The organism is Streptosporangium subroseum (assembly GCF_900188345.1).
GTDB lineage: Bacteria > Actinomycetota > Actinomycetes > Streptosporangiales > Streptosporangiaceae > Streptosporangium > Streptosporangium subroseum.
Map to the genome: position 1 here is coordinate 23,553 of NZ_FZOD01000003.1, position 23,907 is coordinate 47,459.

At 67.6% G+C, this 23,907-nt stretch carries 22 protein-coding genes and 1 riboswitch; of the genes, 8 read left to right on the top strand and 14 right to left on the bottom strand.

Annotated elements, in window-relative coordinates:
- Nucleotides 1–216: 216 nt before the first annotated feature.
- The 6 genes from CHC08_RS03830 to CHC08_RS03855 form a co-directional block, all read right to left on the bottom strand.
- Nucleotides 217–807 carry a DUF6368 family protein gene (locus CHC08_RS03830; protein ID WP_089205756.1) on the bottom strand — a complete coding sequence of 197 codons (591 nt, stop codon included), beginning with the start codon at nt 805–807 and terminating at the stop codon, nt 217–219.
- A gap of 362 nt (nt 808–1,169) precedes the next feature.
- Nucleotides 1,170–2,705, bottom strand: coding sequence for an ISL3 family transposase (locus CHC08_RS03835; RefSeq protein WP_420823553.1), 1,536 nt, complete (start codon nt 2,703–2,705; stop codon nt 1,170–1,172).
- Nucleotides 2,706–2,948: 243 nt separating this feature from the next.
- The gene (locus CHC08_RS03840) at nt 2,949–3,350 is read right to left on the bottom strand and encodes an NUDIX hydrolase (protein ID WP_089205757.1); all 402 of its coding nucleotides are present in this window, start codon (nt 3,348–3,350) and stop codon (nt 2,949–2,951) included.
- A gap of 111 nt (nt 3,351–3,461) precedes the next feature.
- Nucleotides 3,462–4,001 carry a GNAT family N-acetyltransferase gene (locus CHC08_RS03845; protein WP_245878104.1) on the bottom strand — a complete coding sequence of 180 codons (540 nt, stop codon included), beginning with the start codon at nt 3,999–4,001 and terminating at the stop codon, nt 3,462–3,464.
- Nucleotides 4,002–4,304: 303 nt separating this feature from the next.
- On the bottom strand, nt 4,305–5,180 hold the full coding sequence (locus CHC08_RS03850; protein WP_089205759.1) for an LLM class flavin-dependent oxidoreductase: 876 nt from the start codon (nt 5,178–5,180) through the stop codon (nt 4,305–4,307).
- 174 nt (nt 5,181–5,354) lie between these two features.
- Nucleotides 5,355–6,374, bottom strand: coding sequence for an aldo/keto reductase (locus tag CHC08_RS03855; RefSeq protein WP_089205760.1), 1,020 nt, complete (start codon nt 6,372–6,374; stop codon nt 5,355–5,357).
- Nucleotides 6,375–6,535: 161 nt separating this feature from the next.
- On the opposite strand from CHC08_RS03855, the gene CHC08_RS03860 reads away from it, so the two are divergent.
- Both CHC08_RS03860 and CHC08_RS03865 read left to right on the top strand, forming a co-directional pair.
- Nucleotides 6,536–7,123 carry a TetR/AcrR family transcriptional regulator gene (locus CHC08_RS03860; protein ID WP_089205761.1) on the top strand — a complete coding sequence of 196 codons (588 nt, stop codon included), beginning with the start codon at nt 6,536–6,538 and terminating at the stop codon, nt 7,121–7,123.
- Between the two features lie 62 nt (nt 7,124–7,185).
- Nucleotides 7,186–7,284, top strand: a riboswitch (TPP riboswitch).
- Nucleotides 7,272–7,958, top strand: a complete 687-nt coding sequence (locus CHC08_RS03865) for a TenA family protein (RefSeq protein WP_089205762.1) — start codon at nt 7,272–7,274, stop codon at nt 7,956–7,958. Its footprint overlaps the riboswitch before it by 13 nt.
- Before the next feature lie 97 nt (nt 7,959–8,055).
- Here CHC08_RS03865 and CHC08_RS03870 read toward each other — a convergent pair whose 3' ends face one another.
- Together CHC08_RS03870 and CHC08_RS03875 are read right to left on the bottom strand one after the other, a co-directional pair.
- Nucleotides 8,056–8,934 (bottom strand): acyl-CoA thioester hydrolase/BAAT C-terminal domain-containing protein, encoded by an 879-nt coding sequence (locus CHC08_RS03870; protein ID WP_089205763.1) that lies wholly within the window; start codon nt 8,932–8,934, stop codon nt 8,056–8,058.
- Nucleotides 8,935–9,090: 156 nt separating this feature from the next.
- A complete protein-coding gene (locus CHC08_RS03875) occupies nt 9,091–11,298 on the bottom strand; it encodes a phosphocholine-specific phospholipase C (RefSeq protein ID WP_089205764.1) in 2,208 nt (735 codons plus the stop codon).
- Between the two features lie 403 nt (nt 11,299–11,701).
- On the opposite strand from CHC08_RS03875, the gene CHC08_RS03880 reads away from it, so the two are divergent.
- Entirely contained in the window at nt 11,702–12,139 is a 438-nt protein-coding gene (locus CHC08_RS03880; protein ID WP_089205765.1) for a Fur family transcriptional regulator, read from the top strand.
- Nucleotides 12,140–12,172: 33 nt separating this feature from the next.
- Entirely contained in the window at nt 12,173–14,404 is a 2,232-nt protein-coding gene (katG, locus tag CHC08_RS03885; RefSeq protein ID WP_089205766.1) for a catalase/peroxidase HPI, read from the top strand.
- A 559-nt stretch (nt 14,405–14,963) separates the two neighbouring features.
- Here the strand turns inward: katG and CHC08_RS03890 are convergent.
- Nucleotides 14,964–16,439 carry a sensor histidine kinase gene (locus tag CHC08_RS03890; protein ID WP_089205767.1) on the bottom strand — a complete coding sequence of 492 codons (1,476 nt, stop codon included), beginning with the start codon at nt 16,437–16,439 and terminating at the stop codon, nt 14,964–14,966.
- A 371-nt stretch (nt 16,440–16,810) separates the two neighbouring features.
- Nucleotides 16,811–17,674 carry an aldo/keto reductase gene (locus CHC08_RS03895; protein WP_089205768.1) on the bottom strand — a complete coding sequence of 288 codons (864 nt, stop codon included), beginning with the start codon at nt 17,672–17,674 and terminating at the stop codon, nt 16,811–16,813.
- A 248-nt stretch (nt 17,675–17,922) separates the two neighbouring features.
- Between CHC08_RS03895 and CHC08_RS03900 the strand changes: the two genes are divergently transcribed.
- Complete coding sequence (locus CHC08_RS03900) at nt 17,923–18,672, top strand: SDR family oxidoreductase (protein WP_089205769.1); 750 nt, start codon at nt 17,923–17,925, stop codon at nt 18,670–18,672.
- Nucleotides 18,673–18,732: 60 nt separating this feature from the next.
- On the opposite strand, the gene CHC08_RS48000 is transcribed toward CHC08_RS03900, so the two are convergent.
- The 4 genes from CHC08_RS48000 to CHC08_RS03920 all read right to left on the bottom strand — a co-directional run bounded on the left by CHC08_RS48000 (nt 18,733) and on the right by CHC08_RS03920 (nt 21,700).
- Nucleotides 18,733–19,110 carry a barstar family protein gene (locus CHC08_RS48000; protein WP_143653103.1) on the bottom strand — a complete coding sequence of 126 codons (378 nt, stop codon included), beginning with the start codon at nt 19,108–19,110 and terminating at the stop codon, nt 18,733–18,735.
- Between the two features lie 8 nt (nt 19,111–19,118).
- On the bottom strand, nt 19,119–19,532 hold the full coding sequence (locus tag CHC08_RS03910; RefSeq protein WP_218825112.1) for a ribonuclease domain-containing protein: 414 nt from the start codon (nt 19,530–19,532) through the stop codon (nt 19,119–19,121).
- Nucleotides 19,533–19,681: 149 nt separating this feature from the next.
- A complete protein-coding gene (locus tag CHC08_RS03915; protein ID WP_089205770.1) occupies nt 19,682–20,770 on the bottom strand; it encodes a hypothetical protein in 1,089 nt (362 codons plus the stop codon).
- Between the two features lie 207 nt (nt 20,771–20,977).
- Nucleotides 20,978–21,700, bottom strand: a complete 723-nt coding sequence (locus tag CHC08_RS03920; RefSeq protein ID WP_089205771.1) for a hypothetical protein — start codon at nt 21,698–21,700, stop codon at nt 20,978–20,980.
- A gap of 185 nt (nt 21,701–21,885) precedes the next feature.
- Here CHC08_RS03920 and CHC08_RS03925 point away from each other — a divergent pair, with 185 nt between their 5' ends.
- The 3 genes from CHC08_RS03925 to CHC08_RS03935 all read left to right on the top strand — a co-directional run bounded on the left by CHC08_RS03925 (nt 21,886) and on the right by CHC08_RS03935 (nt 23,898).
- Nucleotides 21,886–22,485, top strand: coding sequence for a DUF1707 SHOCT-like domain-containing protein (locus CHC08_RS03925; protein WP_089205991.1), 600 nt, complete (start codon nt 21,886–21,888; stop codon nt 22,483–22,485).
- Nucleotides 22,486–22,722: 237 nt separating this feature from the next.
- Complete coding sequence (locus tag CHC08_RS03930; protein ID WP_089205772.1) at nt 22,723–23,439, top strand: polyprenol monophosphomannose synthase; 717 nt, start codon at nt 22,723–22,725, stop codon at nt 23,437–23,439.
- 81 nt (nt 23,440–23,520) lie between these two features.
- Nucleotides 23,521–23,898, top strand: a complete 378-nt coding sequence (locus CHC08_RS03935) for a VOC family protein (RefSeq protein ID WP_089205773.1) — start codon at nt 23,521–23,523, stop codon at nt 23,896–23,898.
- The last annotated feature ends 9 nt before the right edge of the window (nt 23,899–23,907 follow it).

Genomic DNA, 23,907 nt, shown 5'->3' on the forward strand with positions numbered 1-23,907 from the left:
CGGGGTCGGGATCAGAGCTTCAAACGCGGCGTAGCCCTGACCATCTTCGTGTCCGTTGCATGCCCGTCAGGAGGGTGATCAAGGGGGACTCACGGGGAACCCCGGGGAACCAAAACACTCCCCCGCAGGTCAGCACTTCCCCAGATCAGAGGCCGGGAGCGTTAGAGACTTCCCAAGCTGATAGCGGGGGATCGAACGCCCATTCTCCAGGTCGCGTTACTTGATCAAATGGAACTCAGGGTGCGCCAACCATGCGGCCAGAAATTCCGCGTCACCTACATGGAACCACCCCTGACCTTCGTCATCGTCCGGAGTACCCCACGAAACTTCCTTGATCACACCGGGTAGAGACGAGACCAACTGCCATGCTTCGGCTCGGTGATCTCCACTCTCCGCGCCCAGCTCCAAGAGGCGGTGCCCGTACCCAAGCAAGCCGTCGAACTCGATGAGAGCTCCAAGGCGATGTGCCATCGCAAGGGCGAGATAGCCGAGGAGGAGATGGTTGATGTGGCCCGAAGCGTTCGCGTATAACAAGAGCCCTTGCACCGGCTGTGGGGTGAACGCCGAGTACTCGCCCCCATCCGCACCGAACTCCGCATCCTGTGATAGATGGAACCCAGGGAAGCCGGTGTCGTCGAGGGTGACTGGTGCGCCCAGAAAGGATGGATCACGAACCCAAAAGTCCAGACTGCCATCATCGGTCACTTCTATTGGGCTGCAGAAGGTCTTCAGCCACGGAACGAAATCCGCGAAGTCAGAACGCTCGCGACGCTCCATCAGCAGCAAAACGAGAGCCGGGCCGGCCATCGGCACCCCCTCGATCAGTCCTTATCGCCGTTCTCCTCCATGATCGCGGATCCCACAGAGATTCGACACGACGCCACCGCGCCAGGCACTCCTCTGCAGTCTTGGCTGCCACCTGCTCGTTCATCCCCACAGAGCCGCCCATCGTCGTGCCATTAGCGTGCCATTAAGGAGGGTAACAAGGGGGCAACCACGGTCACTCATGACCGGTATCAACCACAGGTCAGCCACCCTACAAGCCGTGATCCATACACTTCCCAAGCTGACAGCGCCGGTTCGGAGTCCCATCGCTGTCGTTCAAGGTCCCCGTGGGGTCTGTCCAGTTAACGGCTCTGTCTCGTAATCGGTGGTAGCGCTGGGTAATGTCACGGGAGGAGAATGCGGTGGCGAAGGAGGTCGAATCCGGCGCGGCCGTGCATCTGTCTCATGATCCTTTTCGTGCGGGTGTTGACGCCTTCGGTCCGGCCGTTGTGGTGGGGCAGGGTGAGAGCGGCATCGACGGCCGCGCGGTCGAGCTCCACTCCGTTGGCGAAGCCGTGCAGATGAGGTAGATCGGCAGCGCGTGCGGCGGTGATCCACTCGGTGAGCTGGGTGTCGTTTCCGACGGCAGGGGTGAGCAGCTCAGCGAAGGCGTGGATGAGGCGGGCGAGTGCGGCCAGCTCAGGGCATGCGGCGGTGAGATCCCGCAGCAGGTCAGCGTCCTTGTCGCGTAGCCGGTCGGGGTCTGTGAGCAAGAGCCGGTTGAGATGGCGGGCAGTGATGACGGGCCGGTCGCCTTCGGCTCGGCCCTGGGTGAGGTAGCGGTAGAGGAGGTTGAGGCTGCCGGTGTAGCCGAGTTCCCTGATCTCATGGAACAGCCGCATCACCGGAACGGCCGGATCCTCAGCGCGGCGGGCGCGCAGGTGGTCGCGGTAGGGGTCGACGAGGGTCTGTCGGTAGCGCGGAGCACGGCGGACTTCCTCGGGCTCGCTCCTGCGGGCGTAGCGTTTGACGGTGTTCAGGGACACGTCGAGTCGGCGGGCGCATTCCATCAGGCCAACGCCCTTGCCGAGGAGGTCATGAACCTGATGCCAGCGCTCGCGGGTGGTTCGCTCGCGGACGCCCCCAGGACGGGGCGGGTTGACCGCCGCCCAGCAGGAGGTATGGGAGCGGACCTCGGCCAGGGTCTTGTCGCACAAGTTCCGCCACAGGTGCCACCTGTCGCTGACCTGCACCGCGTCGGGCAGTGCCCGGCGGACGGCCTCACCATAGGTGAGGGAACCGTCCCGGCAGACGATCTCCACGCCGGGATGAGCACGCAGCCACACCTCCAGCACCTCGGCGCCGCGACCTGGCAACACGTCGATCCGCGTCCCCGTCTCGGCGTCAATGAGGATCGTGGCGTACCGGTGGCGGCGTCTCAACGCGAAGTCATCGACGCCCAGCACCCGCGGCACTCCAACCGCAGGCAGCGGCAGTCGCCTGAGCAGCCGCAACGCGGTCGACCGCGCTACCTGCACGCCCAAGGCCCGGGACAACCGGACACTCGCCCTGCCCGCGAGCTCTCTCACCACCGCGCCCAACTGGTCGGCGAGTCGGTTCGTCCGGCGCTGGTAGCGCTCCAGCAGCCCGGGTACCTGCTCCCGGAACGTCCGTCGCGAGCAACTCCACACCGGGCAGGCCATCCGCCGCACCCGCACCGACACCACCACCCGCCGGCCGTCCACGGGAAGGTCCGCGACCATCCGGCCGCAAAACCCATGCACCCTGCCAGTCGGCGTCGCGCACACCGGACACAGCACGGGATCGTCCCGAGTCCGTGCCACCACCCGAACCAGATTGCCCTCGTCCACCACACCCTCGATGACCAGGGCAGACAACCCCGAAAACACCACACCCGCAAGAGCGTCGATCTCCAGCACACCTCAGCCTGGCATCAGTGACGCACGGCTACCACCGATTACGGGACAGAGCCCTTAACTGGACAGACCCGGTTGAGAGGTCGGCTGGAACAGAGGGGGTGAGGCGGGGCGCGCAATCAGCCAGGGTCCGATCGCGGGCTGTCGCAGCCGCAGGTCAGTGACGCTGACAGCCGATCTCCTCTGACTCCCGGGCCCACCGCGTGTGTTGGTCAATGCCTGCGGATCGGTTTGGGGGTCGCCGAGTCAGTGAAGTTGTCCGGTCTGGTGGAGGTGATCGAAGATGATCTGGTCGACCGGGGACACGCGGTCGCGGTCGGCGTAGGTCAGCCAGGTGATTTCTTCGATCTCGCTGCTGGGTGCCGGTACTCCGTGATGGTCGGCGGTGTAGCAGGTCATCCGCACGGTGATGCCGTCGGCGTGGCCGTGTGCCTGGGCGTGGTAGGTGCCCACGTGGGTGGCGGTGGCGGGGATGATGGTGATGGAGAGTTCCTCGTCGATCTCGCGGATGAGGGTGTCGAGGTCGGTTTCGCCGGGTTCACGTTTGCCGCCGGGGATGTAGTAGGCGTTCTTGCCTCGTGAGCGGGTGCTGAGGATCTTGCCGTTGTCCAGGTGGATCCAGGCGATCTTGTCGATGGTCTTTTTCACCGTGTGCTCCTGGTGGCGGAGGTAGTGGAAAGGGTTCAGGCGGCCAGGTCATCGGGGGGTTGCGCACGCCGGTCCCAGCGTGCGGCAGGGCCCCGGGCCACCGGGGCCGCGTCAGGGGGCGGCTCTCCCCGCCGGTCGGTGGCCGTTGTTCGCCGCCAGGCTGTGCAGGGCTTCGCCGTCAATTCTCAGGACCGCTATCTCGTCGAGCTCGCGAGCGTGCAGGCGATCGTAGAAGCGCAGGGCCGGCTCGTTGGTGCGCAGCACCCACCACTCGAAGCGGGCACAGCCCCGCCGTACCGCCAGCTCGGCAAGGTGAGAGAGCAGTGCCTGCCCCAGTCCGCTCCCTCGGTGCCCGGGACGGACGTACAGGTCTTCGAGATGGATGCCTGCCCGGCCGCGCACGGTGCTGTAGGTGGAGTAGAAAAGGGCGAACGCAACCGGCTGCCCGTCGATCGTCGCCAACAGGGCTTCCGCCAGCGGCTGCGGACCGAACAGGGCCTCTGCCACATCTCGTGGCCGGGCGGTGACCGGCTCGGGATGCTCTTCCACTTCCGCGAGTTCGACGATGAATCGGTGCAGCACGTCGACATCGCCCGGCTCTGCCGGACGGATGAGCAGTTCGGGAGTTGGGGGCATTTCTGGGCGATTCATCCAGGTATTGTGCCTGTTCCGTTCCGCCACACGCATGCCGCGCCGTACTTACGTCATCCGCGGGTCACATCACTGCTCAGACGCGGTTCAACGATTGCCGCGGGTGACCGAGGCCCGCTGCTGCGGTCGGGGGCGATCGGCTGTGTCAGCCTGCTTGGCCCATCCTCACCGGTGAGCCCCTCGACGGCGGGACGCACCACGGAATCAGCCGGACATGCCGATGAGCGCATGTCGATCTCTCCGTCGCCCTGCGGAAACCACCCTGCGACAACCACGGAACCGATTCCCTCCACGGCGGGAGTCCTAGGCCGACGTGGTGATGAGCTCGTCGGTGACCCACTGCGCGGCGTTGGCGGGGTAGGGAGCTGACAGTCCGAGGACGATGTGCCGGAAACCGGCGTCGAGCGCCTCGCCGATCGCGTCCCGGGTGATGCCGGGCTGGTCGTAGGAGACCGGCAGGTGGATCGAGCGGATGATCGAGGCGGGGTCGCGACCGATCTCGGTGCAGTAGCGGTCCAGCAGTGCACTGCGGCCGACGGCGTCGTCGATGTCTCCGCCGGGGATGTTCCACAGGTCGGCGTGCTCGGCGACCACGCGGAGCACAGGGGCCGAGCGTCCGCCGATGAGGATCGGCGGATGAGGGCGCTGGACGGGTTTGGGGTTGCAGAACGCTCCGGTGAGGTGGACGTAGGTGCCATCGAAATCGAACGGTTCGGTCTCGGTCCACAGCCGCCGGATAACCGTGCACGCTTCGGCGAGGCTCCCCACGGCGTGGGCGGAGTCGTGGAAGGGCAGGCCGTGTGCGTCATACTCGCGCCGGGCCAGCGGGTGGCTGGGTCGTGAGCCCGCGCCGATGCCGAAGTCGAGCCGTCCGCCGGAGACGATGTCGACGGTCGCGGCGATTTTGGCCAGCATCGCGGGCGGTCGGAAGCGGTTGCTGGTCACGAGCAGGCCGAGGCGCAGTCGTCGGGTCTGTGCAGCGAGGGCCGAGAGCAGCGTCCAGCCTTCGTGGGTCGGTCCGCTCGGGTCGCCGCCGATCGGCATGAGGTGATCGAACAGCCACGCATGCTCGATCTCCGGGATGGCGTCCGCCTCTCGCCAGACCCGCAGGATGTCGTGGTAGTCGACCTGCGAGGGGGCGGTCATGATCCCGAAACGGGGCCGAGGTGTTTGCGGCATGGGCGGTTGGTCCTTTCGGCACGGGTGGGAACACGCTCCGGTTCGGAAGCTGACAGGAGGCTTGGGTCTTTGAGGGCCTGCCCTTGCGACGTGTCAGGCGGCAGACGCGTCAGGCGGCAGGGGGGTGCGTAAGCTACTGCTCGCCTGCCGTCTGGTGACCGACGCGACGAGCGATCAGCGACGTCGCCGCGTTGCGTCAAGCAGGGCGGGCGGCGTGTCGAACTTCTCGTGTGCGGCGAGGTCGACGCCCGGCGCGACGATCGCGTCGATCGCGTCGAGCACGTCGGCGGAGAGCACGGTGTCCGCGGCGGCGAGCTGAGAGTGCAGGTGGTCCATGGTGCGGGGGCCGATGATCGCGCTGGTCACGGCGGGGTGCGCGGTGACGAATCCGAGCGCGAGCTGGATCATCGTCAGACCGGCCTCGTCGGCGACCTTCGCCAGCTGCTCGACGGCATCGAGCCTGGCCCGGTTGGAGGGGATGGCGGTGTCGAAGCGCTGCGGCATGAGCGTCGAACGGCTGGTGGTGATTTCCCGGCCCTCGCGGACCGCGCCCGACAGCCAGCCCGAGGCCAACGGACTCCACGCCAGCACGCCGAGTCCGTACTGCTCGGTCACGGGCAGGACGTGGGTCTCGATCCCGCGCTGCAGGATCGAGTAGCTGGGCTGTTCGGTGACGTACCGGCTCAGGCGACTCTCCCGGGCGGCCCATTCGGCCTGCACGATGCGGTAGGCGGGGAACGTCGAGGAGCCGAAGTAACGGATCTTTCCCGCGCGCTGTAGGTCGGTCAGGGCCGACAGCGTCTCCTCATCGCTGGTGCTCGGGTCCCAGCGGTGGATCTGGTAGAGATCGACATGGTCGACGCCCAGACGGCGCAGGCTGTTGTCCAGCTCGGTGACCAGCCAGCGGCGCGAACTGCCCTGATGGTTGCGCTCGTCGTCCATCGGCATGCCCGCCTTCGTGGCCAGCACGAGGTCGTCGCGGCGGCCGGCGATGGCCTTGCCGACCATCTCCTCCGACTCGCCCTGGCTGTACCTGTCGGCGGTGTCGATGAGGTTGATTCCCCCCTCCAGGGCGGCGTCGACCATGGCGGTGACCTCGTCCTGGGTGGTGCGTCCCAAACTGCCGAAGTTCATCGCGCCGAGCACGAGGGTGCTGACCTGCACACCGGTGCGGCCCAAGGTGCGGTATTGCATGACTGTTCCCCCTGAGAGGTTGGGTACGTGGCTTGGTTCCGGCCCGCCCGTTCTGGCATCCTGAACAAACGGATCCATGTTCCGCTAAGCAACAAGCGGAACCGTGTTCCGCTAATCAATATACGGAACACAGTTCCGTTTGCCAAATGGAGTGACGCGCAGTGGTCGACATCGACAACGGATCAGGGTCGTCAGCCCCGCGGAAGCGGGCCGACGCCCGGCGTAACGAGGAGACTCTGCTGGGCGTGGCCGCCGCGGCTTTCATCACTTCCGGCGTCGATGTGCCCGTACGCGACATCGCCGCCCAGGCCGGCGTGGGCGTGGGCACGATCTACCGCCACTTCCCGACGCGGGCCGATCTCATCGTCGCCGTCTACCGGCACCAGGTCGAGGCGTGCGCCGAGGCCGGTCCGGCACTGCTGGCGAGCAGCAGCACACCGCACGCCGCCCTGGCGCTGTGGATCGACCTCTTCGTCGACTTCCTGGTCACCAAGCACGGCCTCGCCGAGGCACTGCAATCCGACGATGCCGCCTTCGAGACTCTGCACGCCTATTTCCTCGACCGCCTCGTCCCCGTGTGCGACCAACTGCTCGACGCCGCCGCCGCGGCGGGCGAGATCTCCCCGGACATGGATGCCTACCAACTGCTGCGTGGCGTCGGCAATCTCTGTATCGGCGCGGGCAACAACCCCCGCTACGACGCACGTCGCATGGTCGGACTCCTCATCACAGGGCTGCGCCTCCACTAGGGAGGGTCGGCCACGAGTTCCTCACGCGGCAGCGTCCGGCAGATGAGCGAGCTGTTACCCTGGTTCGCGACGCGGGGTGCCCCGGAATGTCCGGGGCTGAGAGCACACCCGTCGAACCTGATCTAGTTCGAACTAGCGAAGGGACGTCATGTTCTGCGACGACGTCTGGGCACGTTCCGCCACACTGCTACAAGCCATCCATCAGCACCCCTTCAACGCCGCACTCGGTGAAGGCACACTCGACCACCGGCGGTTCGCCTTCTACATCGTGCAGGACGCCAGATACCTCGAGGCGTTCTCCAAGGCGCTCGCCACCGCCTCGGTGCGGGCCGGCGATTCCCAGGAGGCCGCGTTCTGGTCGCGCAGCGCGCACGCCGCACTGGACGCTGAGCGAACCCTGCACGAGGGCTACATCGAGGAGTACGGTCTGACCGCCGCCGATCTCTCCGGCATCCGGACCTCGCCCACCTGCCTCGGCTACTCCTCCTTTCTGCAGGCCGTCGCGCTCGCCGCGCCGTACCCGGTGCTCGTGGCCGCCGTTCTGCCGTGTTTCTGGGTCTACCAGGACGTGGGCGCGGCGCTTCTGAAGCAGACCGGCGACATCGCCGACCACCCTTACCGGGCATGGATCTCCACCTATGCCGATCCGGACTTCGCCAAGTCGGTCGAGCAGGCCAAAGAGATCACCGATCGACTGGCGGCCACGGCGGACGACGCGACCCGCGCGGCCATGACCGAGGCGTTCGTCCAGGCCACAGAGTACGAGTGGATGTTCTGGGACAGTGCGTGGCACCGGGAGGCGTGGCCCACGGCGCAATGGCTGCCCAACGACTGACACCGGCATTTCCGCGCGCTGACCCGATCATGCAAAAGACCGGGTCAGCGCGTTGATGATCTCGTCCGACACCGGTCACCGAGGGTTCTGTCGAGGGTCAGCTGAGTGGGCCGCTATCAACGTGATCGCCGCGGAGTAAGCCGAGGATGTGCGGCCAGGCGGTTGCTCCCAAGGCGGCGTCGGCGACGCTGTCGCCTCCGTAGCAAAAGTGCGGCGATGCCGGAGCCGGACTCTCACCCGGAAGACGGGGGCGATGGCCGGCGTCGGCTCGGCTGACCAAACGAACCGCGCCGGTGGCGTGACGACGAGCGGCCAGTCGTTCCGCGAAGGGTAGCGATGGCCACATCGCATCGTCTCCCCCGGCTACCAGCAGCACTTCGGCCCTGGCCTTCTCCACCGGGATCTCGGCGGCGTGGACCATGTCGGCGAACTTCTCTTCGCTGCGTTCATACAGCCCGCGAAGGGCAACCGGACCATCATGATCTGGTTCCTCGGGCGTCCATTCGTCGTCATAAGGGACAAAGGGAAGAGGCTGCCCCCTCCAGGTCCAGGACGACCGGTACGGACGACGCTGCCCATCTCGCCCCGGACCGACATTCCCCCAGACCACGGAGGTCGGCGACAGCGCGATAACCGCGTCCACGCGCCGGTCGTGGATAGAGGTGAGCAGGGCGGCCTCGGCTCCCTTGGAAATTCCCAGGAGGCAGATACGGCGAGCTCCGCTGGATTCAAGCAGATCAATGGCGGACACGAAGGTTTCCAGCGGTATTTCGCAGATGCCTGGAGGTTGACCGGGTCCGCCGAACCATCGGATCGACAGCGCGGTCAGTCCGTGGTTGGCGAGGACTCGTGATCTCTCACGTTCGATGCGCCCGCTGGAGCCGGCCAGGACGAGGACGCCTGTGTCACTGCCGGTAGCAGGAGTGATCATCACGCCCTGCCACGGTTCGGTCAGCTCTTGCTCGTCGACGTTCATACTGCCCCGCCCCCCTTCCAACGGCGAATCTCGCAGGCCGCGTAGGGTGACCGAGTTTATGGCACCCGCAGGGCTCGGCCCTGCCCGCGGGCTCGGTCGCGATGTGCTCGCGGTCCGAGCGTGGCGGGAAGGGCCGGCCCTCGGTGCGACGCCGAATCAGCCGGTGATGCTGGCCTCTCCGGTCTCGAGGTGGCCGGTGAACCGCTGCGACCAGGCTTCGTCGCAGTCGGCCGTGACGGTCACGTCGTACCAGCCGTCGCTGACCTTCAGCGGGCTCACCGCCCACACCTCCTCGCCGTGCGCGGCGACCTTCACGGTCTGCGGTCGGCCCGAGATGTAGTTGTTGTGCGTGATCGTGAACCTCACGCGCGAATTCCCGCGGTTGCGCAGCGACAGCTTCAGCTTCGGTTCCCCGTTCGACCTGCCCTCGTAGTAGGTCGCCTCGACGACGAGGTCCTTGCCCGCGGTGGCGAGGTCACCGATGAACCGGCGCAGGAACCGGTTCGGCCCGGTGACGGTGAGGTCGTACGCGGTGTCGCCGGCGGAGGCGCCCACGGTGCCGGTTCCGGACGCCGTCGCCCGGGCCGCGACGGTGTACTGGCCCGGGAACGCGGCCGGGTACTGCGCCAGGGCCGGGGACCCGGCCCGGTTGTTGTACACGGCGAAGTGACTCGCCTTGGTCACGAACGGAGCCACGTTGCTGAACGTCAGATTCGCCACGACGCCGGACGGCCCGCTGGTGAACTTGGTCAGGTTGGCGTTCGGCTGGTAGGGCAGCGGGCGGGCCCGCTTGGTCCCCGCCTCCTGGGTCGGCATCGTGTTGTCACCCGGCAGCGGGGTGTACCGGACCTCCGGGATGAGCTCCCCGGTGTCCGGAAGGTGAGGCAGGCCGTAGACCGGCTTGGCGAAGTCGAAGGCGCCCGTCAGGTCGCCGCAGACCTTGCGCCGCCAGGCGCTGATGTTGGGCGAGATGGCCGGCGTGCCGTTCGCGGCCGTCCACTTCTCGATGAACTGGATGACCGAGGTGTGGTCGGAGACCTCCGAGGTCACCCAGCCGCCGCGCGTCCAGGGCGAGATGAGGATGAGCGGTACGCGAAAGCCGAGCCCGACCGGGAGGGGAGCGACGACACCGTACTGACCCATGGTGCCGGAGACGAACTCGTCCTCCTCGCCCGGCGCCGGCATGGGCGGCGGGACGTGGTCGAACTGGCCGTCGTTCTCGTCGTAGTTGATGATCACCAGCGTCGAGTTGAACACGTCCGGGTCGGCGTTGAGGGCCTCGAGGAGGCCGCGGAGGAAGTACGCGCCGTTGCTCGGGGCCGTGACCGGGTGCTCGGAGAAGAACTGGTTGTTCACGACCCAGCTCACCTGCGGCAGCGTGCCGTTGAGCACGTCGGCGCGGACGGCGGCGTTGAGGTTGTCGGCGTTGCCCGACAGCCCGGTGACCGGCTCGGGGACGTTCTTCACGCCGTTGTCGTAGTAGACGTTGCCCGGAGCGGCCGTCCCGCCCTGGGTGGGGTCGAGCTTGGCGAAGGTGTCGAAGTACTCCGCGCCGTTGTCGCCGTAGTCGTCGGCGCACTGGTAGACCCGCCAGCTGACGCCCGCCGTCTGGAGCGTCTCGGCGTAGGACTCCCAGGGCAGGAACTTGCCGCGCTCGTCGCCACCGTCGTTGGCGGTGAAGCTGCCGTGCTTCTTGTTCGCGTTGATCGTTCCGCCCCACAGGTAGGTGCGGTTGGGCCCGGTCGCGCTGAGCACGGAGCAGTGGTACGCGTCGCCGACCGTGTAGGCGTCGGCGAGGGCGTGGTGGAACGGCAGGTCGCGACGGTCCAGATAACCCAGCGTGGTCGGGCCGCCCTTGGCGAAGTACCAGCCGTTCATCAGCCCGCCGTACCAGGCGCCGTGCTGGTCGGTCCAGCCGTGACCGGTGCCGCCGTAGTTGGCGGCGCCGAGCTCGGCGCTCGGCGGCGTCGCCCCACTCCAGGTCTTCGCTCCGCTCAGCCGCCAGGGGTACTGCGTGGCGGCTCCGACCGTCGGCGTCACCGGCTGCTCCCAGACGGTCTTGCCACCCGGGAGCAGGATGGTGGAGCGGTCACCGAACCCGCGCACACCCTTCATGGTGCCGAAGTAGTGATCGAAGCTGCGGTTCTCCTGCATGACCACGACGACGTGCTTGATGTCACGGATGTCGCCGTGCGCATGACCATGGCCGTGTTCATGTTCGTGTTCGTGGCCATGATCATGACCGGACAGGGCAGCCGTGCTCTCTGCGGCAGCGCTCGCGCTGGGCAGCGCGGCGCCGACGGCGGCCGCTCCGGTGATGGCGGCGGCGGTGCCGAGGAAATTTCTGCGGGACAGTTCAGACACGGCTCAAGACCTCCGAGTGCGGGGACGTGCCAGAAGAAGTTAGCCCCGCGACCTTGCCCCCAAGCGACGGGAAGCCGAAGCCGGAATTGCCGATTGGGGCTGTCTGTATAGCGCCGCATAACCAGAAGTACAGCCAAGAGAACGGACGACGGCGGACAACACATATGCGGGCCAGCGCCCCATCACCGGCCGGTACCTCCGCGGCGGTCGCCGCCCCTCTTCATCGGCCTCGCGTACGCGTGCTCGTTCCGCTGCCGAGACTGCCCGGCCGTGACGCTCCCACCAGCCCGCCAACCGGGTGGCACGTCACTCCACGGCGGGACTAACATCGCCTGACGCGGCCCTAGACTTGGGTCATTCGTTGTCTTGCATAGTTCGTGTTTATGAAGGTAGGTCTGGCGCGATGACCGCACCCAAGGCTCCGACCACAGCCGAGGAGCTACGCGGGGCGGGCCTGCGGGTGACGGCCGCCCGCGTCGCACTGCTCGAGACCGTCCGGGACGGTGACCATCTCGGCGTCGAGGCGCTCGCCTCCGGGGTGCGCGATCGTGTAGGCCACATCTCCCTTCAAGCCGTGTACGAGGCCCTCCACGCGCTCACCGCGGCGGGACTCGTACGCCGCATCGAACCGGCCGGCAGCTCGGCCCGGTTCGAGGGACGCGTCGGGGACAACCATCACCACATCGTGTGCCGGGCATGCGGTGCCGTCGCCGACGTCGACTGTGCGGTCGGCGAGGCGCCCTGCCTGACCACGTCCGACGACCACGGGTTCTCGATCGAAGAGGCCGAGGTCATCTACTGGGGCCTGTGCCCCGCCTGTTCCACCACTCGCAGTTCCTGAGCACCATGATCCCCTTGATCCAGAAGGATTTCCATGTCTGAGAACCATGATGCAATCGTCGTAGACGCGAAGGCGGAGGACGGAGGCGGCTGCCCGGTCGCGCACGAGCGCGTCCCGCACCCGACCCAGGGTGGCGGAAACCGCCAGTGGTGGCCGGAGCGGCTCAACCTGAAGATCCTCGCCAAGAACCCCGCCGTGGCCAACCCCCTCGGTGAGGAGTTCGACTACGCCGAGGCTTTCAACTCCCTCGACCTCGCGGCTGTGAAGCAGGACATCGCGGAGGTGCTGACGACCTCGCAGGACTGGTGGCCGGCCGACTTCGGCCACTACGGCCCGCTCATGGTCCGGATGGCGTGGCACAGCGCGGGCACCTACCGCATCAGTGACGGCCGCGGCGGCGCCGGGGCCGGCCAGCAGCGCTTCGCCCCCCTCAACAGCTGGCCGGACAACGGCAACCTCGACAAGGCCCGCCGTCTGCTGTGGCCGATCAAGAAGAAGTACGGCCAGAAGCTCTCGTGGGCCGACCTCATGATCCTCACGGGCAATGTCGCCCTGGAGTCGATGGGTTTCAAGACCTTCGGCTACGCCGGCGGCCGTGCGGACGTCTGGGAGCCCGAGGAGGAGGTTTACTGGGGCCCCGAGTCCACCTGGCTCGACGACGCGCGCTACACCGGCGACCGTGAGCTCGAGAACCCCCTCGCCGCCGTGCAGATGGGCCTCATCTACGTCAACCCGGAGGGCCCGAACGGCAACCCGGACCCGCTCGGCTCGGCTCGCGACATCCGCGAGACGTTCCGCCGGATGGCGATGAACGACGAGGAGACGGTCGCCCTGATCGCGGGCGGTCACACCTTCGGCAAGACCCACGGCGCGGGCCCGGCCGACAGCGTCGGCGACGATCCCGAGGCCGCCTCGATCGAGCAGCAGGGCCTCGGCTGGAAGAACACCCACGGCACCGGCAAGGGCGGCGACGCGATCACCAGCGGTCTCGAGGGCATCTGGACGAGCACGCCGGTCAAGTGGAGCAACGGCTTCTTCGAGAACCTGTTCCGCTATGAGTGGGAGCTGTTCCAGAGCCCCGCCGGCGCGAACCAGTGGCGGCCGAAGGACGGCGCCGGGGCGGGCACCGTGCCCGACGCCCACGACCCGTCGAAGCGCCACGCCCCGACGATGCTGACGGCCGACCTCGCGCTCCGCGTCGACCCGGTCTACGAGCAGATCTCGCGGCGCTTCTACGAGAACCCCGACCAGTTCGCGGACGCCTTCGCCCGGGCGTGGTTCAAGCTGACCCACCGCGACCTGGGCCCGATCGTGCGTTACCTCGGCCCGGAGGTCCCGGCCGAGACGCTGCTGTGGCAGGACCCCATCCCCGCGGTGACGCACGAGCTCGTCGACGCCGAGGACATCGCCTCCCTCAAGGGCCAGATCCTCGCCTCGGGCCTGTCGGTGTCCCAGCTCGTGTCCACCGCGTGGGCATCGGCCTCGTCCTTCCGCGGCGGCGACAAGCGCGGCGGCGCCAACGGCGCGCGCGTCCGTCTCGAGCCGCAGAGCGGGTGGGAGGTCAACGAGCCCGACCGGCTGGCGACGGTGCTGCGCACCCTTGAGGGAATCCAGCAGGCCTTCAACGCCGCTCAGAACGGCGGCAAGCAGGTCTCGATCGCCGACCTGATCGTGCTCGCCGGTGGCGCGGCCGTCGAACGGGCCGCCAAGGACGCCGGCTTCGACGTCGAGGTCCCCTTCACCCCGGGCCGTGCGGACGCGTCGCAGGAGCAGACCGACGTGGAGTCGTTCGCCCCGCTCGAGCCGTCCGTCGACGGGTTCCGCAACTACCTCGGGAAGGCCAGCCGGCTGCCGGCCGAGTACCTGCTGATCGACCGGGCGAACCTGCTGACCCTGAGCGCCCCCGAGATGACGGTCCTCGTCGGTGGCCTCCGCGTCCTGGGTGCGAACTACCAGCAGTCGCCGCTCGGCGTCTTCACCACGACCCCCGGGTCTCTGACCAACGACTTCTTCGTCAACCTGCTCGACCTGGGCACGACGTGGAAGGCGACGTCCGAGGACGCGAACACGTTCGAGGGTCGCGACGCCGCCACGGGCGAGGTCAAGTGGGCCGGCACCCGCGCCGACCTCGTCTTCGGGTCGAACTCCGAGCTGCGCGCGCTCGCGGAGGTCTACGCGAGCGATGACGCGAAGGAGAAGTTCGTGAACGACTTCGTCGCCGCGTGGGACAAGGTGATGAACCTCGACCGGTTCGACCTCGTCTGATCATGACGTCCAGGCCGGCCCGCGCGGGCCGGCCTGGACGTCCTCGGTCCGGCGGATCTCGGCATCGTCCGTCTCCGGCGCGACGTCGAGAGGGTCATGATCGAGCAGGGATCGAGCCGGTGAGCGTGCCCGCGCGGCCGGCCGGTCTTCGTACGGCACGGTCCCCAGAACGTGACATCGGCCTCGTCTCACGCCCCGCCGGCTGAAAAACGCGGCGAGCACGGAGACGGCGAACGCAGCCCATCCGGGCGCGTCGAGGACGCGACGATGCCACCACCCATTAGGGCAGTGGCATCGTCGTGCTAAGGCTATCGGGAGACCTCTCCCTTTCCGCCACAACGCCCGCACGCGCCGTACGTTTGATCGTTCCAGGATGAGATCTTCCGGATCGGTCCGGCCCGGAGCGCTCACGGAGCGCCTCCACGCCCTTACCCTGCGAGGTGAAGACGATCATCCTCCGGCCGGCCCCCCTGGCGCGAATGCTCGGCCGCCAGATGCCAGGTGTCCCGCGGGCACACGACCATCCCGACGTCGAGACCATCGAGTCCGCCGGCGCGGGTTACGAGGTCCCGCCCCCGCGCGCGTTCGAAATCGTCCAGCTCTCCCGGGCGGGTGGTCTCGGGCGATCCTCCCCGTCGTCGGCGCCCGCGCTCGGGGATCGTGTCTCAGAGAAGTCGTCCGGGTCGACGGCCGGCGGAGGATCGCATACGGGGAGGCGCAGGACGAAGCGCGCTCCTCGTTCGCTGTCCTCGATGGTCAAGGTGCCATCGTGTGCTTCGGCGATCTCCCGGGCGATCGCCAGTCCCAGCCCGGTCCCTCCCGCGTCCCGGTCGCGTGAGGCGTCCAGCCGGGTGAAGCGGTCGAAGACCATCTCCCGGTGTTCGACGGCGATTCCGGCGCCGTCGTCGAGCACCTCCAGGGTCGCCGTCTGCCCGTCGGCTCGCACGCCGACGGTGATCTGCGAGGTGGCGTGGCGTTCGGCGTTGTCGAGCAGGTTGACCAATACCCGGATGATCCGCAACCGGTCACAGCAGATGAAGACGTTCCGCCCCAGATCCTTGACGATCTTCACGCGGTAGGTCCGGCGGGACAGCTCGGCGCCGACCAGCCGGCCCAGATCGGTCGCATCGCGGAGGAGGGGGGCGCCCGCGTCCAGCCGGGCGAGGGCCAGCAGGTCGGTCACGATCGCCTGAAGCCGTTCGACCCCGGTGAGCACCGCCTCGGTCATCTTCGGCCAGTCGGTGTCCCGCGGATACATGAGCGCCTCCTCCAGCTGAGCCCGCATGGCGGTGATCGGGCTGCGCAGGTCGTGGGAGGCGTCCGAGGTGAAGCGCCGTAGCTGCTGGTAGGCGCCCTCAAGGCGGTCCAGGGTGTCGTTCGCCGTTTCGGCCAGGCACTTGATCTCTTCGTACTTCCCGGGCACCGGGACCCGGCGGTGAAGGCCGGTGGCGGTGATCTCCGCCAGTTCCATCCGGATGGCGTTCACCGGCAGCAGGACCTTGGTGAGATCACGGAACGCCCAGGCGGTCATCATCGTGACCACCAGCAGGGACACGCCGATCGCCAGCAACAGCGCCGTGGTGTCCCCGTACCAGGGAATCACCGGAACCGCCAGGTAGAGCAGCCAGACCCCGTCCAGCTGATAGATCTTGTACGAGACGACGGTCATGCAGCCCTTCAGGCCGGCCGGAGGGCAGAGCACCCGCGCGGCGCGCACGTCCTCGCTCGTCGAACGGAAGGTGGCCATCGGCGGCTTGCCGACGAGTTGCCGGGTCGCCGAAACCACCTGGTTGTGTGCGTCCAGGACCTGAATCGCCACACCCTTGCCGTCATGCAGTACAGACGGGAGAGGGCCCTGCCTGACGAGGGGAACCACCCGGTTCCAGGTCCCGGTCGCCAGAGCCTGGGAGCGGTCGGCCTCCTTGCCGCCCGCGAACAGGAGGAAGAGCAGGCTGACCCCGATGCACACCAGCGCCGCGACAACGCCGGTCGCCAGAGTCCTCCGCGCCCGAAACGATGTTGGGTACCAGTTCAACGTCCTCCCCTCCGAACTCACCTCCTATACATGTAAAAGAACCTCTATATCTGGCAATAACGTCCCGAAATAAGGCAAAGCTTTGGAATGGGCCAACAGGAGGCCGCCGTCCTCGGCAGGGCGCTGACCTGGTGTGACGTAGCTCTCGGAGCCTGCCGACCCCGTCCGTGGGGGCGCGCGTCTGGCGTGGCACACCACCGAGGGCAAGATCCGAAATATGCACGGAATGACCGATGAGGCGGGGAATGCGGCCGCCGCGGGCTGGTGAGGGCGGCGCCGCTCACGGGTCCGGCGCCGGCTCTCCTCACGGTGAGCCGGCGCCGGATCGATGCGGGGTCTGAGCACCCCGCGCGCGATGGGTGAGCCGATTGTCAGGCGGTGGCCTTGCTGAGTGCCTGGACCTCGTCGGGGCTCAGGGTGATGCCGGCCGAGGCGATGTTGGTTTCGAGGTGCGCGACCGAGCCGGTGCCGGGGATGGGGAGGATGGAGGGGGAACGGGCCAGCAACCAGGCGAGCACGATCTGCCTGGGCGTGGCATGGTGGCGCTCGGCCACCTCCCGCACCGTCTGGCTGTGGTCCAGGTCCTGCAGCGGCGCCCAGGGCAGGAAGACCATGCTCTCCTGCTCGCACAGGTCGATCAGCGACTCCGAGACTCGATCGCCGAGGTTGTAGCGGTTCTGGATCGATACGATCGGCGTCAGGCGCTGAGCCTTCCGCAACTGCTCCTCGGTCACGTTGGAGAGCCCGATGTGGCGGATCTTGCCCTGCTCCTTGAGCTCGACCAGGGCGCCCACGGAGTCCTCGTAGGGCACCGCGGGGTCGGGGCGGTGGAGCTGGTAGAGCGGGATCTGCTCCAGCTTCAACCGCCGCAGGCTGCCCTCGCAGACCTCCTTCAGGTGCTCGGGCCGGCCGTTGACGGGCCACTGCCCCGGCCCGGTTCGCTCCAGTCCGCCCTTGGTCGCGATCACCAGGTCTTCGGGGTACGGATACAGTGCCTCGGCGATCAGTATCTCGCTGACATGAGGGCCGTAGGAGTCAGCGGTGTCGATGAAGTTGACGCCGAGCTCAACGGCCTTGCGAAGCACCGCTTTGGCTTCGTCACGGTCGGCGGGCTCGCCCCAGATTCCATCTCCGGTGATCCGCATGGCACCGTAGCCAAGGCGGTTGACCGTGAGATCGCCACCGATGTCGATCGTGCCGGCGGCGGTTGCGCTCACGGGTGTCTGATCAGCCATGATTCGGACTCCTTAGAAGGGTCACATCCAGCGGAGCGGTGTACGAGTCGATCTCCGCGTGATCCTATTTCTGCAGGTTAATCGGTGAGTGTCGGCGGAAGCAGGTTCTACTGCGGTGTGTCGCCACAGATCACCCATGGTCGGGTTGCAACGGATGGGAGCCTAGCTCCCGCCGAGAGTCCCGGAGACCGGTTGACAACACCAAAACGACCGGTCATATTTGTCCAAAATGGGAGAAAGGATGAACTATGTCCGGTTTGCTTGACGGTCAGGTCGCAGTCATCACCGGTGGCGGCACCGGGATCGGACTGGCAACCGCTGCTCGATTTGTCGTGGAAGGTGCGTCCGTGGTCATCGCGGGCCGGCGCCAGGCGGAACTCGACAAGGCTGTCGCCGTACTGAGTGGGGACACCCTCGCCGTGCAGGCCGACGTTTCCCGGCTGGACGACCTCGACCGTCTCTACGCCCGCGTCGCCGAGGAGAGGGGCAGGGTGGACACCCTGTTCGCGAACGCCGCGGTCGTAGAGCCGGAGGCGCTCGGCAACCTGACAGAAGAGGCCGTCGATCGTATTCTGAACATCAACATCAAGGGATTGATCTTCACGGTCCAGAAGGCACTGCCCCTCTTCACGGACGGCGGATCGATCATCCTGAACGCGTCCGTCGACGCGTCCAAGGGTGGACCCGGTCGCAGCGTCTACGCGGCGACGAAGGCCGCGACCCGCAATCTCGCGCGCAACTGGCTCGAGGAGCTCAGCGACAGGAAGATCCGGGTCAACGTCGTAAGCCCCGGGTCGACGGAGACGCCAGGACTGGCCGGCCTCGCAGGCGACGGGGACGTTGACAAGCTCTTCGCCGTTCTCGCCGCCCGGATCCCCCTCGGCCGAAACGCCCGGGCCGAAGAAGTCGCCGCCGCGGTCGCGTTCCTTGCCTCAAAGGACGCCTGCTTCATCAACGGGGTCGACCTGCAGGTCGACGGCGGATTCGCCCAGATCTGACTCATCCTTCGCCCAGAGCGCCGAGCCCGGACAGAGACTGCCGCCCTCCCGGTCTGCCGATCAGGCCAGGGCGGTGGCGACCCGCAGGCGGAGCGGGGCTTCGTGGCCGGGGTCGGTGCACAGCGTCACCGTCAGTCCGGCGTCGGCCGCGCCCGCCAGGACGCTCAGCAGGGTGGCGAACTGTTCGGGGGGCTCGGCGCCGAGCAGTTCCTCGGCGTGCTCCACGATCAGTGTGACGTTCCCGGCACTGGTCGTATCGCGCAGGGAGTCGGCCAGTGCGTCCCAGTTGCGGCCGAAGTAGCCGGGGAGGCGCAGAACCCGCGCCACCTCCTCGAAGAAGGCGGCGCGGGTCTTGCATGCGCGTCCGTCGACGACCGCCGGTGCTGGGCCGGTGGACACCGTCAGCCATTGCGGCAGCGGGCGTGCGGCGGATGTCATGGGAGTTCCTAGAGCCTGTAGAAGTCGAGGTAGTGGTTCGGCGAGAACCAGGTCACGCCGGTGCTGCGGTTGACGACGATCCGGTACGCGTCACGTGCGGCACCGCGCGTCCGGGAGTACACGTCGTACTCGTAGTAGGTGCCCCCGCTGGGAAGCTGACCCTCGCGGTTCTGGAAGCGTCCGCCAGTGTAGTTGTACTTGCCGCCCGACCAGGTGTACCAGCCGGCGGTGGTGGGATAGCCCTTGGAAGACCAGGTCGAGTTGGCCGAGCGCGCGTCGGCGCACCGGGAGATGGTGCAGGAGTTGATGACCGACGCGTTGGCGGGGGTGATGCCGACCACACCGGTCAGGGACGTGATGGCGGCGAGCATGACGATGAGCCGTGCCAGCCAGAGAGATCGGGGGCGTTGCAGGGTATGCACGAGGCCTCCATGCGGGGGGGAAACGCGGGGACGGACACCAGTCAGGATCACAGTCAAAGCGAGTCAAATAAAGACAAAGATCGCCAAAGGTACGGTGAACTCTTCGTGGCACTGGGCCGACGCCGAGATCGCAGGCGACGACTTCGGAGTTACGGCGCGAGCGCCCGCCGGTGTTTCCAGGCGAGTTCCAGCACGGCCGCACCGGCCGCCTGCATCGGCTCGTCGTGAACGTAGCGGGCCACCTGATCGGCGCGGAAAGGGATGCCGGTGGCCCCGATCACCCGTCCTTCCTCGTTGCTCTCCACGATGTCTCCGAGGATCGCGTCGAACGTCTCCGCCTCGATCACCGTCACGGCCAGGAGGTCCGTCGCGAACGTCAGCGGATCGACCCCCAGCCCGAGTGCGAAGGACCGGAGCCGGCCATCGGCGCGGGCCTGCTCCAGCTGCTGGTAGAAAGGCCAGGAGCCGTAGGTGAATGCTTCGTCGTACAGCTCGGAGCGCCCGAGAAACTCCTCGCCGTACTCCCGCACGACACACTTCCAGAGGTCGAAGTCCTCCGCCTCGGTCGCCTCGCTCACCGGCTGGAAGATTCCCACCGGCATGACCTGGTAGAGCCCGCCTCCGTGCGCGACCCGCGCCGGGTCGCGCCAGTGGAGGACAAACGTCATCTCACCCGTACGGCTGTCGCGGCGCAGGGTCAACATCGACACGGCGGGCAGGGCGGCCCGTCTGCTCAGGTCGGTGGGATCCCCGATGAGGGACCGGAAGGGAAGCCCGTCGTCCTGCGACAGGTGGGCCGTCGCCAGCTCGTGTGCCACGGCCTCTCCGACATTGACGCCGTCGAAGTAGGACCCGCGGGTGAAACTCAGCCCCGGCCATCCCACGTCGAGCAACCGGTAGCACGGGCGGTTCTCGAACAGGCCGGGCCTGCCGTGGTTCATCATGGTCGCCGCGTAGGTGGCGCCGCCCTCCAAGAGGGCCGGCCGGACCTCCCGCTCATCGCCCGTCACGGCCGGCGGAGGAGCGGAGCCGGACCATTTCAGCGCGATGCGATCGAGTGCGAGCGGCTCGCTCAGCCGCCAGTCATCGCGGGTCAGCAGGGGCGTCGATCCCACCCGCTCGTGGTCGGGGTAGAGCCGGTCGGCGATGCGGGCGAGATCGTGACGATGACCGTTCAGGTAGTGGCGTACCCCCTGCCATGTCAGGCGGGCATCGTCCGGCTGCGCGTTCGCACTCATCGAGGCCCCGAAACAAGAGACGGCGTTGCCTACGACACCCTACGACGGCGGCGAAAGTCCCCCGGCGCCTCCAGCCGGGAGCGAGTCACCCGGCGAGGCCACCCCGTTCACCGCCGTCCGGCCCCGCCCGGTGCGCCGCCGTCCTCACGCCGTTGGGCGAAGGCCGGCACATCGCGAGCCGGCGGTGGACACGCCGGAGCCCGGTCGTCACTCGAACACGATGTCGTCGAGGTCGATGGACACGATCAGCGGTTCCGGCATCACGTTGCCGTCCTCGCCGATCAGGTGGACCCGGCGCCTGGTCGGGACGACGATCCCGTCGAACTCCCGGTGCTCCGAGGAGTAGTGCGCCGCCGGGCCGGTGGAACCGAGCACTTCGGAGACGTAGTCGTGCCGCCTGATGAGCCCGTCGGCGTCGATGTAGTAGGTCTGTTCCTTGCTGTGGGTCGCGATGTGGTCGGGGTAGGTCACCTTCAGCCGGCGCCAGGTCTGACCGTCCTCCTGCCAGGGCGACAGCTCTTCGGTCCGGAACCCCGGATCCGCGAACGAGAACGGCTCGGTCAGGTAGGTCCACATCGCGTATCCGGCGAAGTAGGCCAGGTGCAGCCTGTCCCACGGCGTTTCGACGGTGTGGCCGGCGAACGCGTCCCGGGGATCGAGCCGCTCCTCGACCACCTCTCCCGCATCGCTTTCGACGGCGACGCGATCCGCGGTGAAGGCGCTGCGCAGTCCCGGCCGGCCGAACGGGAAATGACTGGCGAACTGGCGGTGGAGGTCGACGTGCACCGTCGCGTCCTCGATGACGCCCTCCTGCCCCTTAAGCGCCCAGAGCCCACCGCCGTTGACGAGGTGCGCCCTGACGGACGTGAGCTCATTCCACCGGTCCAGGCCACCGTGTACGGCGATCACACGATCTCTCAGTTCGTTCATTTCAGGTTCTCGCATCTCTCTGTCGTCGATATGACCGGCCGTGCCGGTCCGGCACGACTGGGCATGGCCCCGCTTTCAATATGACCGGTCGTCTTAGTCGTGTCAAGCGAGTCCGCGATCCTGCCGGTCGGCTCACACCCTCGGCACAGCCGCACATGCGGTCGCGCCTCCGTATCATCGACTACATGACCGCTGAGTCCCCGGATCCCTCCCACCGCGGCGAACTACGCGTCTCCCATGCCGACCGCGAAGCGGTGGTGGAGCAGTTGAGCAAGGCGGCGGCCGAGGGTCGCATCGACCTCACCGAGCTGGATGAGAGGCTGGAACGGGCGCTGACCGCCAGGACCTACGCCGATCTGACACCCCTCACCGCCGACCTGCCGTCCGAAGTTCCGCCGAATGCCGGAAAGCCGCTGGTCCTCAAAGGAGGCCTCCACGGCGTGGCGCGCGTCGGGCGCTGGCAGGTGCCCGCGAAAATAACCGCGTACGGCGGCATGGCGGGCGTCAAGCTCGATTTCACCCGGACCGACTGCCGGCTACCCGAGGTCGAGATCGAAGTAAACGGCCAGATGGCCGGTGTTGTCATCGTCATCCCCGACGGCTGGATCGCGGAGACCGGCGAAGTGGATCCGGGCATGGGCGGCCTGAAGGACAGGACCACTTCCGACCGGCTTCCGGGCACACCCCTGATCCGTCTCACCGGCACCGGCGGCGCGGCGGGGGTCGTCATCCGCCACCCCAACGGCCTGGAACGCCGCAAACTGAGGCGCGATCAACCGCGGTGAGCACCGGCGTCCGGAGCGCACGGAGGTGGTTTCAGCACGGACCACGCCCGCCTCGGTGAAGGGCTCCTCCTCTTCGGACGGTCGGCGGCAGGAGCCCCCGGCATCGGTGTTCTCCCGGCCGCTAGCATGGGGTGCCCTTTGTGACTTCCGGTATTCGAGATCAACTGGGCGGGAATGCCTCGCAGTCCTGCGACAAGAACATCCGACCATCGATCCCGGAAGGCCCTGACCCCGAACATGGCCATCGTCACCGTCGTGATCCCGACGTTCAACGAGGTGGACAACCTTCCGCTGATCGCGGAGGCCCTGCTCGCGTTGCCACTTGACGGCCTTCGACTCCTGGTCGTCGACGACAATTCCCCGGACGGCACGGGAAAGGTGGCCGACGGACTGGCCGCCGCACATCCCGGCCGGGTCAGCGTGGTGCACCGGCAGGTCAGAGAAGGGCTCGGGCGCGCTTACATCGAAGGCATGGAGACCGCGCTCTCGGCCGGGGCGGAGTTCGTGGTGCAGATGGACGCCGACTTCTCCCATCCCGTTGACGCCGTTCCGCGACTGCTCGGGACCGCGGAGGCGACGGGGGCGGCGTGCGTGATCGGCAGCCGGTACGTCCCGGGCGGCACGCTGGCCGCCGAATGGAGCCGGCGGCGGCGGGCCCTGTCCGCGTGGGCGAACTTCTACGTCCGCACCATCCTGCGCATCAGGTTGCGGGACGTGACCGCCGGGTTCAAGATCTGGCGGGCCGAAAGCCTCGCGGCGCTGGACCTCGGCGGGATCTCCTCGGGTGGCTACAGCTTCCAGGTGGAGATGCACTACCGGGCGACCAGGGCGGGGATGACGATCATCGAGATTCCCATTCACTTCTCCGACCGCAGGGCGGGCAGTTCGAAGATGAGCCTGCGGGTGCAGCTGGAGTCGGCGCTGATGCCGTGGCGGCTGAGGTTCAGGCGCTGAGGCCAGGCGTCTGGGCCCCGTCGCGACCACGGCCGATCTGTGAGAAGAATAACCTCTGCCAAGAACACCGCAGGAGGCGATATGCGCCAGAGGCCACGGATGACGCTGACAGCCACGGTGCTTGACGCACCCGACCCCCACGCGCTGGCGGACTTCTACCATCAGCTGTTCGGCTGGAAGGTGGAGCAGGACGAGCCCGACTGGGTGACGCTCCGCGCGCCCGGTGGCGGACCGGGACTGTCGTTCCAGACCGAGGCGGCCTACGTCAGGCCGACCTGGCCCGCCGGCCCCGGCGATCAGCAGATGATGACGCACCTGGACATCGAGGTGGACGATCTCGACGTCGCCGGAGCGCACGCGGTCGCCGCGGGGGCGACCCTCGCCGAGTATCAGCCCCAGGACGACGTACGGGTCTATCTCGATCCCGCCGGGCACCCGTTCTGCCTGTGGACACGGTAGGCAGCACCC

Coding starts and splice junctions, on each gene's coding strand:
- CHC08_RS03930 (WP_089205772.1), top strand. CDS start 22,723: ATGGCCATCGTCACCGTCGTGATCCCGACGTTCAACGAGGTGGACAAC.
- CHC08_RS03880 (WP_089205765.1), top strand. CDS start 11,702: ATGACCGCACCCAAGGCTCCGACCACAGCCGAGGAGCTACGCGGGGCG.
- CHC08_RS03830 (WP_089205756.1), bottom strand. CDS start 807: ATGGCCGGCCCGGCTCTCGTTTTGCTGCTGATGGAGCGTCGCGAGCGT.
- CHC08_RS03870 (WP_089205763.1), bottom strand. CDS start 8,934: ATGAACGTCGACGAGCAAGAGCTGACCGAACCGTGGCAGGGCGTGATG.
- CHC08_RS03865 (WP_089205762.1), top strand. CDS start 7,272: ATGTTCTGCGACGACGTCTGGGCACGTTCCGCCACACTGCTACAAGCC.
- CHC08_RS03855 (WP_089205760.1), bottom strand. CDS start 6,374: ATGCAATACCGCACCTTGGGCCGCACCGGTGTGCAGGTCAGCACCCTC.
- CHC08_RS03900 (WP_089205769.1), top strand. CDS start 17,923: ATGTCCGGTTTGCTTGACGGTCAGGTCGCAGTCATCACCGGTGGCGGC.
- CHC08_RS03935 (WP_089205773.1), top strand. CDS start 23,521: ATGCGCCAGAGGCCACGGATGACGCTGACAGCCACGGTGCTTGACGCA.
- CHC08_RS03920 (WP_089205771.1), bottom strand. CDS start 21,700: ATGAACGAACTGAGAGATCGTGTGATCGCCGTACACGGTGGCCTGGAC.
- CHC08_RS03850 (WP_089205759.1), bottom strand. CDS start 5,180: ATGCCGCAAACACCTCGGCCCCGTTTCGGGATCATGACCGCCCCCTCG.
- CHC08_RS03925 (WP_089205991.1), top strand. CDS start 21,886: ATGACCGCTGAGTCCCCGGATCCCTCCCACCGCGGCGAACTACGCGTC.
- CHC08_RS03895 (WP_089205768.1), bottom strand. CDS start 17,674: ATGGCTGATCAGACACCCGTGAGCGCAACCGCCGCCGGCACGATCGAC.
- CHC08_RS48000 (WP_143653103.1), bottom strand. CDS start 19,110: ATGACATCCGCCGCACGCCCGCTGCCGCAATGGCTGACGGTGTCCACC.
- CHC08_RS03845 (WP_245878104.1), bottom strand. CDS start 4,001: ATGAATCGCCCAGAAATGCCCCCAACTCCCGAACTGCTCATCCGTCCG.
- CHC08_RS03915 (WP_089205770.1), bottom strand. CDS start 20,770: ATGAGTGCGAACGCGCAGCCGGACGATGCCCGCCTGACATGGCAGGGG.
- katG (WP_089205766.1), top strand. CDS start 12,173: ATGTCTGAGAACCATGATGCAATCGTCGTAGACGCGAAGGCGGAGGAC.